Source organism: Paraburkholderia sp. PAMB 6770, assembly GCF_057748135.1.
Map to the genome: position 1 here is coordinate 837,755 of NZ_CM173239.1, position 16,101 is coordinate 853,855.

Consider the following 16,101-nt stretch of genomic DNA (forward strand, 5'->3'; position numbering starts at 1 on the left):
GTCAGACTCCCACCCATTCCCAATCGGTCCGATCTCCCGCGTCCCGAATGGATGGCATCGGCTGGCCGCGTCGCAGCGTCATGATGCCTGCCAGATCGTACCGATGGCCCTTGTCCCATCCCTCCCGGATGCGGGGAAGCCAGCGCCCACTGCGCGGGCACGCCGATCCCGGCTCGCAGAACTGCCGCGTCTCTTCGATGGTGTCGAGCGAATACTGCTTTACAGGGGTAGGCGCGCTGCCTTCCCACAGCCACTGCACCGGGCCGTCAAGACTGAGGCCGTTTCCCCTCTCCATCAGCATCTTCACGTTGTCGGTCGTCGCAATGGCCCCGGCCGTGAACGGCACGAGCTGGAGGCTGCGATGGGTGCTGGAGTTCGTGCGTACGGCGCGGTACAGGCCATTCTCGGCAAAGGTCTCACCGGGTTTTACGGGCTGGGACGACATGTTGGCACGATGCGTTGCTTCCCACTGCTCGCGCTCCTGCGGCGTCGAGGGGTAGTCGTGGTCAATTGTGATGCGCTTCTGGATCGGTTTGAAATCTACCTGTGATGAAAGACCCCATCCGTACCCATCGTACTCAATTCTCATAAATGCAATACCTGAGAACTCGTAATCACCTTTTGTGGCATTGTAGTCAGGAGTGGATTCAAATTTTAAAACTCTGCTATCTCCAGGATTCAATGTAACCATTCCATCCGGAAAGTCATCCCGATTAATTAATTTTTTTCCACTCAATCCGAACGCCCATGATTCTTTGACTTTTTCACTTCTTCCATTCACACCATTCTTGCTAACTGCTCCTACCCCCAATCGCCCCCCAACGCTCGTTCCTTCCCATTGATCCGGCGTCTTAAATTTGATCCATCGGGTTCCTGAGTTTGTGAATCGCACTGAGATGACATAGTGGTCATCTTTATGCTCGACTCCCACCGTGGAGAAATCCAATTTGATGAGCTTGCGGCCGTCCGTCTTCGCCTGATCCGACAGCCTGAAGGGAGTATCAAAAACCTGATGTCTGAAACGCTCAGGAATCAGACGCAGGGAACCCGACCTGTGCACAGCTTTGCCCTCATCCAGGCAAACAACGTTGAACGTTGCGGCAGGATCATGTGTTTCTGGGCCACCTGTCTGAATATCCTTGTCGCACAACGTTTGTGCGACATCCTTCAATGCCTGTACATCATTTTTTTGCAGACTGAGCGCAAAAACCCCAACGCCAGTTTGAGTTTCGTCATTGATGGTATCTCCTTTGGCAAAGTAAAATTTGTCTTCACCGTCAAAACTCATCTCCCGCGATCCATATTCAAGACCTCCAGCCCACGAAAGCGAGAATGCGCCCGGGTTCATCGTGCCATTTTTGATATCGCTTGCCATTGCGCAGCCACCCCCCATCCATATAAATATCGGAAGTAAAAATAACGCTTTCGCCATATGCTGAAAATTATTTGATAGCATGAACGATCCCCGCCTTTGCAGTCGCACCCGAACCGGTATTTGAAGCCGATTTCCCAGCGCCCGAACTGGTATTTGCTGCTGACGCAGTAGGCGCTTCATAGCCAACCCGCCACAACTTATTGGTGTGAGCGGAAAACCACCTGCGAATGTACTCAAGATAATACGGTGAGGTAGTCGCCGTCGGCTTGAGGCACCCCCCTCCCATGAGATTGTTTTCCGTCTCGATGACCCAGAACGTGTTTTTGTTCTTGTTCGCGTCGCCAAGCTGGAAATCAATGTTCTGGCCATCCGGGACATAGATCGAATGCACGAAACCACCTTGCTGCCAATACTCGTCCGGGAAATTAAAAAGATGGCCTGTTTCATGCGCCTTGGTCTGAGTCACTTTTTCTATTTCTCCTGCCCCGCTGTTATCAAGCTGATAATCACGCTCTGGCCAGTTATTGGCGTCCGCCCGAGCAGTAGTCGGATACAGGTTGATCGTGATGTTAGGGTTGAGCATTGGAGCATCAGCTTTCCGTGCTACGTGCACGTCTGCGCAGAACTTCACCGAAATCCGGCAACCACAGCCACCTCCTTTTTGACACGCGTCAAGAATCAGTTTGTAGTTACCCTGATTCAAGGTTTTTTCAATCTGATTTTTGTAGATTGAGGCATCGACCTCCTTCGGATCACGCTCTACCAGCATCAGTCCTTGTTCGGAAAAGGTCTTATATGAATTTGCGCCATTTTCGAACGTCTGGTATTGCACGACTATGTACTGATTATTTTCATCGCGTAACGGTTCTCCAGTCGCGGGATCCATCTTCACCAGCAAACGGGGCACCAAGGCAATCACGACCTTGGCAGTCAACGTTTTATTGGCCGAATCATAGATGAACTGGCACGTAGTCGGCGCCGTTCCAGCACACATGACTGGTTGACCACCGTTCGTCAGACGCTCAGTTCTCGCCCAGCCATATTTCTGATACGTCGGCGTCTCCCGCATCATCTTGACTGACTCGCTAAAGTCAGCCAGTTGCCAGTTGCACGGAGCAGGACTCAATAGCTGGATCGGATCAGGCGCGAGGCATTTCTGTTGCTCGTTGTCCGGGTCGCTAATTACCGGACTGCCGTTACCTGGCGCTTCAGTTTTCGCATCCGATTTCCCACCGAACATGTCTCCAAGGAATGATGGCGGCACGGCACCGCCTGCATCCGGCGCAGGAGCAGGTGGCACAGTACCCGTATCCCCCCGCGACGCCCACTGCGACGCGTCAGGCGCAGGCGGTAGTACAAAACCCGGATTGGTCCGCCATACCTCGCACTGCGTCGTGTACGGCACGAACACCGGAGCGAACGCCGCACCGCCCAGGTCCATCTGTGCGGGGCCCACCTTTTTCAAGCCGCTTGTCTTGAACACGGCGCCGCCGCGCGAGCCGAACTCGATGCCGCCTGGGGTCATGCGCAGATACGAACCGCCGACGTTCAGCACGATTTCCCTGGACGATTTCACATGCAGCACCCCGTCCACCGTCTCCATCGTCATGTCGCCCTGCGAAGCGAGCTGCATGCGTCCGCGCTGGGCCTGCGCGACGAAGTCGCCTGCCGACGTAATGAGGCTCATGCCCTTCTGCGAGAACATCGACACGATGTCACGTGCAGCCACCGTAAAACGCTTGAGCGTGCTGAAATGCACACCTTTCCCGGCGCTGCCGATGATCGCGCCGTCAGCGGCAAGATGCACGCCGTCGCCCGATGCGATACCGACCGGGCCGGGACCGGTCACAAGCACGCCGGACTTCCTCAGTGTCTTCAGGTCATCATGGATCGCCTGCTGCGCATCCGTATCGGCGGGCGATGCCCTGGACGCCCCGGCCGAATCCGCCAGTGACTTGACGAACGCCTGGTGATCCGTCAATTGTGCGTTCGTCTCGTCCATGGCGAGCACCTTGCCGCTTCCGCCTGGCTGGTGATACGCCGTCACCATCACACCCGAGCCCCCCCGGTTGACGAGAGGTCCCCCGGTGCGAAGCTCCGCACCCGCGCCACGCTCCTTCAGTTCGCCGTCCGGTATGAAACCGAGGTTGAGCTGCGAGCGGCCCGAATGCTCGGTGCTGAGTTCGATACCCTGCTGGTTGTCCCAGTCATCCATCCACAGCTTGTTGCCGGACTGCGTGCGGATTTCGTTGCGCGACATGCGCCGCCGCGAGGCATTGATGAGGTCGGGACGCTGGCTGTTGGGCATGAAACCCACCAGAATCGGCTTGTTCGGGTTGCCTTCGCGAAAGGCAACCAGGGCTTCATCGCCGTCCAGCGCGGGCATGTGCATGCCCGTGTTGTCCTTCCCCGAAAAGGGCTTCGCCAGCCGCAGGGGGATACTCTCCGCTCCTTTCGGCCAGGTGCCGAAGTCGCAATGAAAGCGAGCTACGTATTCCCCTTTGGCAGTCAGATAAGCAAATTTGTATTGATCAGGAGAGCAGATCGTTGCGCCGAGTGTGCCATGTATCCGGGGCCACCGGTCTTCGTCAATCGCCATCCGGTACGGGCGATCGGCCGGAATGGCGGTGAAGCGGTTCACGTAGCCGGCATCGCGCGCGCCGCTGTGCACGACCCTGGTCACAAACATGCCTGCTTTCGTGTCGTCAAGCACGCTGTCCGAACGCACGACCCGACCCGGTCTGAGTTCGAGCACGGTCGATCTGACCTTGTAGCGCACCTGCTGCGCGAGTGCCGCCTCGTGCCGCAACTGTGCCTCCCGCTTTGCTCCCGCCGCGTCTTCGTGGTGCGTACCCCACACGTAGGGCTGGCCGATCATCGTCGGATCGTCCCGGACGGGTTCGCTTTCGTTGCGCGGAATCGCCCAGGCGCTCTCCGGGTTGTAATCCGCAACGACGAACGATTCCGGCACGGTGCGAGTACGCACCTTGAACGAAAAGATGGACTCCTCGAACGTTGACAATCCGGCAGTGGGGCGGTGAGGCACGGCGACATGCGGCCGTTCGTAGCCGTCGATATCGTCGGCAATGACCAGTACTTCGCCATGCTCGCCGGTGGTCGTGAAGCAGAACAGGCCCGCCTGCTCCATTTCCAGCCTGATATAGGCCCAATCGCCCATGTTGTACTGGAAACGGAAGGCATGTCTCGGATGCTCACGTCTCAGCCGAAGTTCAACCTGCATCCAGAAGCGGATGTCGTGACGCTCAAGAATGGCCTTGATGATTTCCCACGAGGTCATCTGCTGGTAGGTGACACAGTTGCTCGGACCGTCGAGCATGGCGAGCCGCTGGCGGATCACGACGCGGTAGACGCAGCCGTCACGCGATTCCGACACCAGATCGAAGCGCGACACGAAGCCACTGAACTTGCGCAGTTCGCGCCCGTCATCCGGCTGGATCGTGAATTGTGCGAACTGCCCGAGCACCTTCTTTCTGCTGACCGGTTCCGTTGTCGAGATCACGGCCTTGATCCGGTATGGCTGGCAGATTTCCTCATGCGCTTCCCAGGAGACGACCGATGCGACTGGCATGGGCTTCGGCTTGCCCGTCTCCTGCTCGACCTGCTGGGGTGTGCGCGGCATGAACTTCAGATGCGCCGACTGCCGTCCTGTCAGATATTTTCGTATGCGATCCGCTTCCGCCATGTCGACCCCGTTAAAGGCAGTTAGGTTTTTGCAAAACCGCCTACATAACCATCCAGCGCTTCCCGCGTCAACCGGTTTAAAACGAGATAGACGCGTTATGACAATTGTTCACCAGTCACGGTGAACAGCTGATTCATGAGGAATCAAAAAGCGCTGTGATTGCGATTTCCCGGGACGCGACTTGTCGCTTCCGGTCGCCTCGCAAGAATCACGGCAGTCGCTTCAGGATGGAGGAGGGGGGGCGCACGCCGCCGCCACGTCGAGCAGGGCTGATCCCGCTATATTTATAGGAATCCTATGTTTTTGAGGCGAGAGAAATGTGACCCACCGAACAGGACATGGTGAACGCGCTGGCTAACCTGGTGATGGCGCGTAACCGGTTGGTGCCATGTTGTGGGGGCAGTCCGTCCGGCGTATGAAAGAGGCAGGAAGTCGGTCGCGCAGCCGCACAGAATTTGCTGCGCGAGCCTTCCTGCCTTAAAAATCGCGAGCCGTATGCGCCGGATTATCGGTGGTGGGCTCATCGATCGGCGCTTCCCCTTGCTGGCGAGCGCCTGACAGAGTCTATTCCGCTTGCGTCGCAGGGAAGCTCACAATCTTCGCGTTCCGATGCACCGTGTTCTCACGGATCAGGTTGTCCGGACTACGCCGCACACCGCACACCGCACACCGCACACCGCACACCGCACACCGCACACCGCACACCGCGCGCGCAAGATCGCCATTACCCCGCGTAGCGCGGTTCGGGCAGCCCCTGGACCCCGAGTCCGCTGATCGCGAACAGGCCGCCGCGCGTCGCTTCTTTCTGTGGAATGCCCCACATCGGGCGGCCCATCGTGGTGACGTAAAGCACGTCCAGACCGGGACCGCCGAACATCACGCTCGTCAGGTTGCGCACCGGAAACGGCACCACGCGGTCGAGCTTTCCTTCGGGCGTGAACCGGAGCACGCGTCCGCCGAATACGAGGGCGGTCCACACGCAGCCGTCGGCGTCGACCGTTGCGCCGTCGAAGGTGCCCGCCAGGTCCCGTGCGGACGCGAACACGCGCCGGTTCGTGGCCGCGCCGGTATCGATGTCGTAGTCGTACGCGTACATCAGTTTTTCGTAGGTATCGGTGAAATACAGCGTGCGGTTGTCCGGGCTCCAGCACGGTCCGTTCGAGCAGCTGATGCCGCCGTCGAGCCGCGCGATCGCGCCGTCCGCATCGAGCCGGTAGAGACTGCCGCTGGGCGTGGGCCGCTGGCCGCGGTCCGCATCGTAGCGATCGTGATCGTAGGCCATCGTGCCGGCGACGAAGCGTCCGCGCCGGTCGACCTTGCCGTCGTTGAAGCGTGTTTCGGGCTCGTCGCGCTCGGGGTCGCCGATCAGCCGGACCGTTTGCGCGTCGAAGTCATAGAAGTGCAGGCCGCTTGCGAGCGCAACGACCGCGCCTCCTTGTTCCCGCAACGCCATCGAGCCGATGTGGGTCGGCACGAAGAAGCGTTCGACGTCGCTGCCGTCCGCGCGGCAGCGATAAATCTCCGCGGCGGTGCTGTCGATCCAGTACAGCCGCTGTTCGCGCACATCCCACAGCGGTCCTTCGCCAAGGTGATTGTGTGCGTCGACCAGCAGTCGGGTTTCGAGCATGAGTGTCTCCTGCGTTCAGTCGGATTGAAGGGGAGGCTCGACGCCGGCGGCGTCGTCCTCGTCGCGCCGCCGATGGGCGAGCAGCGCCATCAGCCGGCGGTCGCGCCAGCGGCTGCGCGCCTCGATCTGCTCGCGCGGCAACACGCTGCGCCGTGCGGCGTCGAGCTGCGCGATGGTCGCGTCGGACCAGTCGAACGGCGTGCGCGTCGCGGCGATCGACCGATAGGTGCCGCCGTAGCGCGACGCGTAATCGGCCACGCCGCCGGGCGCGTTCAGGTCGATCGTCTCGAACGGCCCCATGAACGCCCAGCGCAGGCCGAGCCCGTCGCGCATCACCGTGTCGAGATCCGCCGCGCTCGCGTACCCCTGCGCATACAGGCTGAGCGCTTCGTCGAGCAGCGCGCCTTGCAGCCGGTTGAGCAGAAAGCCCGCAATCTCGCGGTTGACCACCACCGGCCGCTGGCCCGCCGCCTCGTATAACGCGCGCGCCCGCTGCAGCGTGTCGGGCGGAGTCCACGGCGCGCCGCACAGTTCGACCAGCGGAACGAGCGACGGCGGATTCACCGGATGCGCGACGAGGCAGCGCGCGCGGTGCGTCAGATGCGCAGTGAACGCCGACACCGGCAAACCCGAGGTCGAGCTCGCGAGCAGCGCGCCGGGCGGCGCGTGGCGATCGAGCTGCTCGAACATCGCGCGCTTGGCGGTCACGGACTCGGCGATGTTCTCCTGCACGAGTTCGACCCGATCGAGCGCCTCTTCAAGACGCGTGTGCACGCCGATGCGCGCGACGACCGACGAAGGCGCTTCGTCGAGCAGGCCGAATCCGGCCAGATCGGCGAGGCTTGCCGCGATCGCGTCCGGCGCGCCGTCCAGCATCGCGCGATCGGCGTCGTGCAGCGCCACGCGAAAGCCCGCGCGCGCGAACACGATCGCCCATGCCCGGCCGATCCGTCCCGTCCCGATCACCGCCATCCGGCGTGCCGTTGCGCTCATGTCCGTCTCCTGTCTCATGCCTCATGTCTCATGCCTTGCGCTCGCGCAGCGTGACGACCGCTGCAAGCACGACGAGACCGTTGATGATGTCGCGCACCGCGGGCGGCAGCGTGGTGCCCGCAAGCAGCGTACCGAGCGCGGTCAGCAGCAGCGCGCCGCCGAATACGCCCAGGTAGTGCCCGCGGCCGCCCGTGATCAGGGCGCCGCCGACCACGACCACCGCGATCGAGGGCAGCAGATACGGATCGCCCATGCCGAGGAACGCCTGGTTGCTGAAGCCGGCCAGCAGGATGCCGACGATCGCCGAGCACAGGCCGGACAGGCAATACACCGCGACCAGCGTCGCACCGACCCGCACGCCGGACAGCTTCGCCGCGACCGGCGAGTTGCCGAGCGCGTGCACGCGCCGCCCGAACGCGGTGCGGTGCAGCAGCAGCCACGCGATGGCGAGCACCAGCGGAAGACTCCACGCCGCAGCGGAAAACCAGCCGATCCGCGCGTTCGTGAACGACGCGAGCGCAGGCGGCGCCCAGCCCTGCGGCGAGCCGTTGCAGTAGAGCAGCGTCAGGCCCTGCAGCAGGCCGTTCGCCGCCAGCGTGACGACGATCGGCGGCAGCCCGAGCACGACGACGCCCACGCCGTTGAAGAGCCCTGCCAGCACGCCCGCGCCGAGCACGAGCGGAATCGCCCACAGCGCGTTGGCGTCGACGCCGTGCGTGAGGCCGGTCAGCAGCACGCCGGCGAGCGTGATGAGCCACGGCACCGACAGGTCGAGGCCGCCGGTCAGGATCACCGCGCCCTGGCCGAGGCCCAGCAGCGCGAGAAACAGCGTCAGCGTGAACAGGCTGCTGTAGAAGTTCGCGCTCGCGAGCACGTGCGGGCCGTACACCGCCGCGGTGGCCGCCAGCACCCCGGCGAACAGCAGATATGCGGGCACGACGTAGCGCACCCATTCGCGGTTGCGTTCGAGCCAGTCCGCGAACCGGCGTCCGGTCAACTCCGCGTTGGCCACCTGCTGCGCATGCGGCGCTTCGAACACCACCCGGCGCGGATTGCGCACGCTGCGCGCGAGCGTGCCGCTGCGCCATCCGCGCACGTACTGGGCGGCGTAGCGCGCATAGGCGTGCGCGGCGGACTGCTTGCCGATCGACGAACCCAGCACCGCGAGAATCAGGATCACGGCCTCGGCGATGGTCGTGAAGAACGCCGACACGTTCAGCACGAGCAGGATGTTGACGGTGATCATCAGCGTCATCGCCGCGAAGACCGTGCCGACGCAGCCGCCGCGTCCTCCGCCGAGGCGCGTGCCGCCCAGCACGACCGCGGTGAACATCGACAGCAGCAGCGGGCGGCCGACGAGCGGGTCGGCCGAGCCGGTCTGGGCCGACACGTACAGGCCCGCGAGCGCATAAAACACGCCGGCCAGCACGTAGGTGCCGATCCGGTAGCGCGTGACCGGCGTGCCGTTGGCGAACGCGCTGTCGGGATCGCTGCCGATCGCGTACAGGCCGACGCCGAAGCGCGTGCGGCGCACGAACGCCCAGACGACGAGCGCCGCCACGACGATGGCCGCCGACATCGGGAGCTTGTCCGGAATCAGGTCGGCCGTGACGAAGCCGGCGAACTGGTCGCCGACGCTGCCGCCGGGCTTGTTCTGGATCAGCAGCGTGAGGCCCTGCACCATGAACATCGTCGCCAGCGTGACGACGATCGACTGCAGCCGCACCCAGGCGATCAGCGCCCCGTTGACGAAGCCGAGCGCGCCGCCGATCGCGACGACCAGTGCGACGCCGAGCCATTGTTCGAGCGGCGTGCCGCCGACGAAGTGCACCGCGAGCACGTTGGACAGCGACAGGATCGCCGAGGCGGACAGATCGAAGCCTCCCGTCAGCACGACGATCGTCTGGCCGATCGCGACGAGCGCGAGCGTCGCGGCGCTCGAAACCAGCGAGCCGATGTCGTACAGTCCGATCGAGGTCGCCGACAGTGAAATCCACGCGATCATCATCGCCGCGAGCGTGCCGATTGCGATCAGCAGGCCGCGGTGATGATCGATCCGGGCGCCGAGCCCGAAGCGCGCGTCGGGGCTTGCGATATCGCGCTCGGGCGATGCCATTGCATTGTTCATGGTAGTCCTCATAGCCTGATGCACCGATGCCGCCGGTCAGCTCGCGAGCATCCGGCGCATCACGTTTTCCTCGGTCAGCGTGTCGCCGGCAAGCTCCGCGACGTTGCGTCCGCGGTAGACGACGCTCACGCGGTCGCAGACGTTGACGAGCTCGGGCACGTCGGTCGAATAGAACAGCACCGCGCCGCCGGCGGCCGCGAACGCGCGCATCAGCACGAAGATCTGATGCTTGGTGCCGACGTCGATTCCACGCGTCGGGTCGAACATCAGCCAGATCCGGCTTTGCGCAAGCAGCCACTTGGCCATCGCGATCTTCTGCTGGTTGCCGCCCGAGAACGACTGGCAGGGCTTGTATTCGGCGCGCGGGTTCACTTCCATCTGCGCGAGCACGCCGCGGATCGCCGCCTGCTCGCGGCGCCGCGCGATCAGGCCGAAGCGCGTGAAGCGGCGGATGACCGGCAGCGAGATGTTTTCGCCGCCCGGCAGCCGCAGGAACAGCCCCTCGGTCTTGCGATCCTCCGGCAGCAGGCTGACCGCGACGCCGCTGCGCAGCGCGTCGGCGGTCGACGTGAGCGTGACCGGATGGCCGTCGATGCGCAGCTCGCCGCTGTCGATCAGCGTCGCGCCGAACAGGCCCTCGAACAGCTCGCGCTGCCCCATCCCCTGCAGCGCGGCGATGCCGTGCACTTCGCCTGCTTTCAGCGTCAGGCTGAAATCGTTGACGACGCCGTCGATGCGCACGTTGCGCGTCTCCAGGGCGGGCGGACCGGGGAGCCGCGCGGGCGGCTGCTTCGGCGGATATTTCGCGTCGATCGAGCGGCCGATCACGAGCCGGATGACTTCCTCGTCGGAGATCGAGGCGGCGTCGAACGAGCCGACGTCGTGTCCGTTGCGGTAGATCGTCAGGCTGTCGCAGAAGTCGCGGACCTCCTGCATGCGGTGGGAGATGAACACGAACGTCACGCCGCGCGCCTTCAGCTCGTCGATGCGGCGCCGCAGCCAGCCGACGTCGCGTCCCGAGAGCGCCGAGGTCGGTTCGTCGAGCAGCAGGATCTGCGGCTCGCGCACGATGGCCTTCGCAATCTCGATCTTCTGGCGCACCGGCAGCGCGAGATCGCGAATGTAGGCGCCGGGGCGCACCTCGTCGAGCTCCAGCGCCTCGAGCCAGTGCGCGACGCGCCGGTGCGCGTCGGCGTGCCGGATGCGTCCCGTCCATCCGGTCGGCTCGTTGGCGAGCAGCAGGTTTTGCGCGACCGTCAGGTCGCGCACGAGCGTCATTTCCTGGAAGGCCGTCTGGACGCCCGCGCGCTGCGCATCCTTCGGACTGCGTAATTGTACCGGGCGACCGAGTACCTCGATCTGACCCGCGTCCGGCTGCAGCATTCCGGACAGCAGCTTGACGGTGGTCGATTTGCCCGCGCCGTTCTCGCCGAGCAGCGCGTGCACGCTGCCGCGGCTCACGCGAAACGATGCGTTGTCGAGCGCGACCGTTGCGCCGAAGCGCTTGGTCACGTTCGCGACATGGATCGCCCATGCGGGCGCGAGCGGGGCCTGAGCCGGGTGGGGCGATGCACTCATCGGGGCGCTCCGTGGTCGGGATGTCATGAAGAGAGAGGGCGGCGCCACGCGCGCGATGCGCGGCGCGCCGCCCGTTAGCCGGCCGTCAGTCCGGCTTGCCGGTCAGCGCCGCGTTGAAGCCGACCTCGCGTGTCTGGTCGGAGTAGATGTCGGCGAACCATCCCGGCGGCACCTTGTCCGGCGGGAACGCGGTACATCCGGCGCGCAGCTCGTCAATCGAGCCGGTCGCGCACAGTCTGGAGTCGGCGGTATCCACGAGCGGCAGCTTCAGCGTGACATGCTGCGGAATCTTCTTGCCGTCGAGCGCTTCGACGGCGAGCTCCAGCGCCAGTGCGCCGGAGTACGGCGGCGAGCCATACGAGATCGAGCGGTATCCGATCGGGCGGTACGCGCCTTCGCCCTTCACGCTGCCGGGCGGCAGCATCTGGACCCGGTGGCCGTTCGACGACTCGCCGGCGCACGGGCGGATCTGGTTATCCGGAATGCCCGCGTCGAGCTGCATCGAGGCGGCCGTGAAGCAGCCGACCTGCATCCATAGCCCGTCGATCTGATTCCAGCCGTGTGTCGCGAGAATCTTCGAGAGTTCGGTTTTCGCCGTGGCCTGGCTCCACATGCCGACACCTTCGGCGACGACCTTGATGTCCGGATACTTCGCGAACACCGCCTTGGCGGCCTCGGTCCGCTCGCGATCCACCGAGGTGCCCGGCACGCCGGTAATCAGCACGATATTGCCCTTGCCGTGCAGCGTCTTCACGAGCCACTGCGCAGTCGCGCTTCCGGCCTCGTGCTGGTCGATCGACACGTTGTGCGCGCACGGTTCGGTCACGCTGGAGTCGTAGGCGACCACCACGACGCCCTTCGAGCACGCGTAGTGGATCGCGCGGTTCAGCGCGGTCGGCGAAATCGGATAGACGATGATGGCCTTTGCACCGGCCTGCACCATCGAGTTGATCTGCTGAATCTGCTTTTGCGCGTCGGTGCCGGCAACCTGCACTTCGAGATCGACCTTGTTCTTCAGCGCGGGGGTCTGGGCCATCGCCTTGACCATGTTGGCCGCCTCGGTCTGCCAGTCGTTGCCGACGTAGCTCATCGACAGGAACACCTTGTATTTGCCTGCTGCGCTCGCCTGTCCGGATGCGAGCAGGGTGCCTGCGAGCACGGCGGCGATGCCGAGCCCGCGACAGGCGGCACGGAGCGATCGGCTCGCGCGCTGCAGGCCTTGCGTGATGACTTTCATGTCTTCCTCCAGGTACTGCTGAGTTATGGTGGTGCTGCGTTGAACTGCAGGGCGCGTCAGCGTTCGACGTGCGGCAGACGCGCGCCGGCCGGCAGCCGCAGCCCCGCCGACCCGGGTACGACATCCGGGTCGTGCCCGGGGATCACGAGGTCGGCGATCTGCCGGATGCGACGCAGCGAGGCCAGTTCGTCCGCGGTTTCGTGGACGATGCCGACCGGCACGCCGTCGACGATGTTTTCCATGCAGTTCGCGCAGTCGCCCGCGATCACGACGACGCCGTCCGCCGTATTGACCGCGACCGACTGATGCCCCGGCGTGTGGCCCGGCGTGGGAATGACCCGCACGCCCGGCACGATGTCGGCGATGCCGTGGACGAACTGCCAGCGGAACCACGCAAGCGGCTCGCGCCCGATCAGGAACTCCTGATAGAACGCCGCCTGGGTCGGCAGCGGGCGTCCCGCATATTCCCATTCGGTGTACTGAACGATGAAGCGGGCATTTCTGAACAGCGTATTGCCGCCGGAGTGGTCGTAATGCAGATGCGTATTGATCACGATATCGACTTCGTCCGCGGCCCAGCCGACATAGTCCTTCAGGGCGCGCTCAAGCCGTTCCTCGGGCGCCTGGTCGCACGGACAGACGAAGCGGCTGACCCACCCCGGATCGTGAATGCCGGTATCGACGACGATTTTCTGCTGCGCGCCGACGATCGCCGTCGACCAGACCGGGATGCGCATCGTCGTGCCGTAATGGCGCCCGTAGACGAGCGACGATCGGTCGACGCTCAGCCAGCCGGTCGGCATCGCGACAACGTTCAGTTCGGCAGTGGCCATGTCGGTCTCCGGCGCTCAGAAATTCACCGCGTCGGGGCCCTTCAGGCCGAGCATCGCGCGCGCCTCGTCGGGCGTCGCGATGTCGAGCGAGAGCCCCTCGATCACCTGGCGGATCTTCGCGACCTGCGCCGCGCTCGATTCCGCGAGCTTGCCCGGCTCGATCCACAGCGAGTCTTCGAGCCCGACCCGCACGTTCGATCCCTGCGCGACGCCGATCGTGCCGAGCGCGATCTGGTTGCGGCCCGCGCCGAGGATCGACCAGACGTAGTCGCTGCCGAACAGGCGGTCCGCGGTGCGGCGCATGTGTGCGAGGTCCTCCGGGTGCGCGCCGATGCCGCCGAGCAGGCCGAACACGCTCTGGATGAAGAACGGCGGCTTTGCGAGGCCGCGCTCGACGAAGTGCGCGAGGTTGTACAGGTGCGAGATGTCGTAGCACTCGAATTCGAAGCGCGTGCCGTTCGCGCCGCACGAGGTGAGGATCGTTTCGATGTCCGCGAACGTGTTCTTGAACACGAGGTCGCGGCTGTTCGCCAGATGCGCGCGTTCCCAGTCGTGCCTGAGCGACGGGTAGCGGTTGAGCATCGGGTAGAGCCCGAAGTTCATCGAGCCCATGTTCAGCGACGCGACCTCCGGCTGGAAATGATGCGCCGGGCGCAGGCGCTCGGCCACGCTCATGTGCGGGCTGCCGCCGGTCGTCAGGTTGATCACCGCGTCCGTCTCGGCCTTGATGCGCGGCAGGAACTGCTGGAACACCGCGGGATCCTGGGTCGGGTGGCCGTCCTCGGGGTCGCGAGCATGCAGGTGCAGGATCGCGGCGCCTTCGCGTGCCGCGGCGAGCGCGGCGTCCGCGATCTCGCGCGGCGTGACCGGCAGGTACGGCGACATCGACGGCGTGTGGATGGCGCCGGTCGGCGCGCAGGTGATGATGACCTTTCGTTTCGCTACCATGGTGTCCTCGTGTGACTAAAGCACTTCGACGTTGCCGCAGACCGAGATCGCCTGACCCGAGATGCCCATTCCGGCGGGCGAGCAGAGGAACAGCGCGGTGGCCGCCACTTCCTCCGGGGTCGTCATCCGGCGCAGCGAGATGTGCGACAGATACTGCTGCTCCATCGCCTCGTAGGCGATGCCGAGCTGGCTGGCGCGCTCGGCGATCACGCGGGTGATCCGCGGCCCCTTGACGATGCCCGGCTGGATGGCGTTCACGCGGATGCCGGCCGGGCCGAGTTCGATGGCGAGGCTCTTCGTCAGGCCGACGATCGCCCACTTGGTCGCGGCGTACGGGGTCCGGTACGCATAGCCGAGCCGTCCGGCCACCGACGACAGCGCGATGATCGCGCCGCCGTCGCGGGCTTCGCGCAGCAGCGGCACGGCCATGCGCGCGAAGTAGAACTGCGCGTTGAGATTGATGTCGACCGTGTGCTCCCATTCGTCGACGTCGAGCGCGTCGATGCCGCCCGTTTCGCCCGCGATGCCGGCATTGTTGACGAGCACGTCGAGGCCGCCCAGTTCGCGGGCGACGTCGTCGAATACCGCATGCGCCGCGTCGCGCCGGCCGACGTCGGCGAGCGTGGCGGTGATCGTGCGCGCGGTGTCCGGATCGGCGCGCAGGGCGTCGATGGCCGTCGTGCTCACGTCGCATACGTGCACGCGCGCGCCGGCTTCGGCGAATGCGCGCGCGATCGTCGCACCAATGCCGGACGCGCCGCCGGTGACCAGCACGCGCAGGCCGGGACGCGGCATCAACATCTGCAAAACGGTCATGCTTGCTTCTCCATCGTTCGTTGGCGGGGCTTCGCGACGCGCTCAGGCGCTCGCGGAGGCGTGCTCCTGCAGTCGTTCGCGCATGTCGGCGGCGGCGTCGCCGATGTCTTCCGCGATGCCGGCACGCGCGCCGTCGGCGTCGCCGCGCCGCAACGCGTCGACGATCTTCCGGTGCGCGAGCATCGAGCGGCGCATATGGGCGATGTCGGGCGTGACGAGATTCAGGAACGGACCAATGCGCAACCACAGGTTGCGGATCGTCGCGAGCGTCAGGTCGCTGGCGCCGTGCGTGTAGATCGCAATGTGAAAGGCGAAATTGCTGCGCAGATAGGCGGCCGCGTCGCCGGCTTCGACGTGCGCATCCATTTCGTCGAAGATCGCCTGCAGCGCTTCGAGACTCGCGCGCGTCATGCGCGCGGCGGCCCGCGCGGCGACACAGCCTTCGAGCGCGATGCGCACGTCGCGCAGTTCTTCGAGCAGATCGTTCGTCATCGGCGGCACCATCAGCGCGCGCCCGGCGCCGTCGATCAGCGCGCCTTCTGCCTGCAGCCGCGTGAGCGCGGCGCGCACCGGCATGGTCGACGAGCCGACCGCGTCGGCGACGGTGCGCAGGCTCAGAAGCTGGCCCGGCGCGAAGCGGCCGGTCATGATCGCCTCGCGCAGCTGCAGATAGACGCGATCGGCCATCGTCTCGCGCTCGACCAGTTCCAGCTGCGGCAGCCCTCTTTTGTGTTCACGCGTGTGCACGTGCCTTCCTCTTTCAGTTTGTTTGCGATCTGTGACCTGTGATCACACTGTTTCCGACAGTCTGGTCCGATCGGGGCAAAGATTCAACCAGGGGAAAACGCGAGGAGGGGCGCGCG

11 protein-coding genes are annotated in these 16,101 nt (G+C 64.5%); all 11 read right to left on the reverse strand.

The window, feature by feature from the left end:
* Position 1: 1 nt before the first annotated feature.
* Positions 2 to 1,375: a hypothetical protein gene (locus AC3AP7_RS21165; protein WP_487364515.1), complete on the reverse strand. Its 1,374-nt coding sequence runs from the start codon at positions 1,373 to 1,375 to the stop codon at positions 2 to 4.
* Positions 1,376 to 1,442: 67 nt separating this feature from the next.
* Positions 1,443 to 5,078, reverse strand: coding sequence for a type VI secretion system Vgr family protein (locus AC3AP7_RS21170; protein ID WP_487364516.1), 3,636 nt, complete (start codon positions 5,076 to 5,078; stop codon positions 1,443 to 1,445).
* Between the two features lie 724 nt (positions 5,079 to 5,802).
* On the reverse strand, positions 5,803 to 6,705 hold the full coding sequence (locus AC3AP7_RS21175) for an SMP-30/gluconolactonase/LRE family protein (protein WP_487364517.1): 903 nt from the start codon (positions 6,703 to 6,705) through the stop codon (positions 5,803 to 5,805).
* Between the two features lie 15 nt (positions 6,706 to 6,720).
* Positions 6,721 to 7,698 carry a 3-hydroxyacyl-CoA dehydrogenase gene (locus AC3AP7_RS21180; protein WP_487364518.1) on the reverse strand — a complete coding sequence of 326 codons (978 nt, stop codon included), beginning with the start codon at positions 7,696 to 7,698 and terminating at the stop codon, positions 6,721 to 6,723.
* Between the two features lie 28 nt (positions 7,699 to 7,726).
* Positions 7,727 to 9,826 carry an ABC transporter permease subunit gene (locus tag AC3AP7_RS21185; RefSeq protein WP_487364519.1) on the reverse strand — a complete coding sequence of 700 codons (2,100 nt, stop codon included), beginning with the start codon at positions 9,824 to 9,826 and terminating at the stop codon, positions 7,727 to 7,729.
* Positions 9,827 to 9,862: 36 nt separating this feature from the next.
* The gene (locus tag AC3AP7_RS21190; protein WP_487364520.1) at positions 9,863 to 11,404 is read right to left on the reverse strand and encodes a sugar ABC transporter ATP-binding protein; all 1,542 of its coding nucleotides are present in this window, start codon (positions 11,402 to 11,404) and stop codon (positions 9,863 to 9,865) included.
* Between the two features lie 85 nt (positions 11,405 to 11,489).
* A complete protein-coding gene (locus tag AC3AP7_RS21195) occupies positions 11,490 to 12,641 on the reverse strand; it encodes a sugar ABC transporter substrate-binding protein (protein ID WP_487364521.1) in 1,152 nt (383 codons plus the stop codon).
* Positions 12,642 to 12,697: 56 nt separating this feature from the next.
* Entirely contained in the window at positions 12,698 to 13,474 is a 777-nt protein-coding gene (locus tag AC3AP7_RS21200; RefSeq protein ID WP_487364522.1) for an N-acyl homoserine lactonase family protein, read from the reverse strand.
* A gap of 15 nt (positions 13,475 to 13,489) precedes the next feature.
* Positions 13,490 to 14,422, reverse strand: a complete 933-nt coding sequence (gene kce, locus AC3AP7_RS21205; protein WP_487364523.1) for a 3,5-dioxohexanoate:acetyl-CoA acetone transferase — start codon at positions 14,420 to 14,422, stop codon at positions 13,490 to 13,492.
* 15 nt (positions 14,423 to 14,437) lie between these two features.
* On the reverse strand, positions 14,438 to 15,238 hold the full coding sequence (locus tag AC3AP7_RS21210; RefSeq protein WP_487364524.1) for an SDR family oxidoreductase: 801 nt from the start codon (positions 15,236 to 15,238) through the stop codon (positions 14,438 to 14,440).
* 42 nt (positions 15,239 to 15,280) lie between these two features.
* The gene (locus AC3AP7_RS21215; protein WP_487364962.1) at positions 15,281 to 15,925 is read right to left on the reverse strand and encodes a GntR family transcriptional regulator; all 645 of its coding nucleotides are present in this window, start codon (positions 15,923 to 15,925) and stop codon (positions 15,281 to 15,283) included.
* Positions 15,926 to 16,101 lie beyond the last annotated feature (176 nt).

What these genes read in the sequence shown, in the direction of transcription:
- AC3AP7_RS21165 (WP_487364515.1), bottom strand. Translation starts at nt 1,375, where the DNA reads ATGGCAAGCGATATCAAAAATGGCACGATGAACCCGGGCGCATTCTCG.
- AC3AP7_RS21170 (WP_487364516.1), bottom strand. Translation starts at nt 5,078, where the DNA reads ATGGCGGAAGCGGATCGCATACGAAAATATCTGACAGGACGGCAGTCG.
- AC3AP7_RS21175 (WP_487364517.1), bottom strand. Translation starts at nt 6,705, where the DNA reads ATGCTCGAAACCCGACTGCTGGTCGACGCACACAATCACCTTGGCGAA.
- AC3AP7_RS21180 (WP_487364518.1), bottom strand. Translation starts at nt 7,698, where the DNA reads ATGAGCGCAACGGCACGCCGGATGGCGGTGATCGGGACGGGACGGATC.
- AC3AP7_RS21185 (WP_487364519.1), bottom strand. Translation starts at nt 9,826, where the DNA reads ATGAACAATGCAATGGCATCGCCCGAGCGCGATATCGCAAGCCCCGAC.
- AC3AP7_RS21190 (WP_487364520.1), bottom strand. Translation starts at nt 11,404, where the DNA reads ATGAGTGCATCGCCCCACCCGGCTCAGGCCCCGCTCGCGCCCGCATGG.
- AC3AP7_RS21195 (WP_487364521.1), bottom strand. Translation starts at nt 12,641, where the DNA reads ATGAAAGTCATCACGCAAGGCCTGCAGCGCGCGAGCCGATCGCTCCGT.
- AC3AP7_RS21200 (WP_487364522.1), bottom strand. Translation starts at nt 13,474, where the DNA reads ATGGCCACTGCCGAACTGAACGTTGTCGCGATGCCGACCGGCTGGCTG.
- kce (WP_487364523.1), bottom strand. Translation starts at nt 14,422, where the DNA reads ATGGTAGCGAAACGAAAGGTCATCATCACCTGCGCGCCGACCGGCGCC.
- AC3AP7_RS21210 (WP_487364524.1), bottom strand. Translation starts at nt 15,238, where the DNA reads ATGACCGTTTTGCAGATGTTGATGCCGCGTCCCGGCCTGCGCGTGCTG.
- AC3AP7_RS21215 (WP_487364962.1), bottom strand. Translation starts at nt 15,925, where the DNA reads ATGGCCGATCGCGTCTATCTGCAGCTGCGCGAGGCGATCATGACCGGC.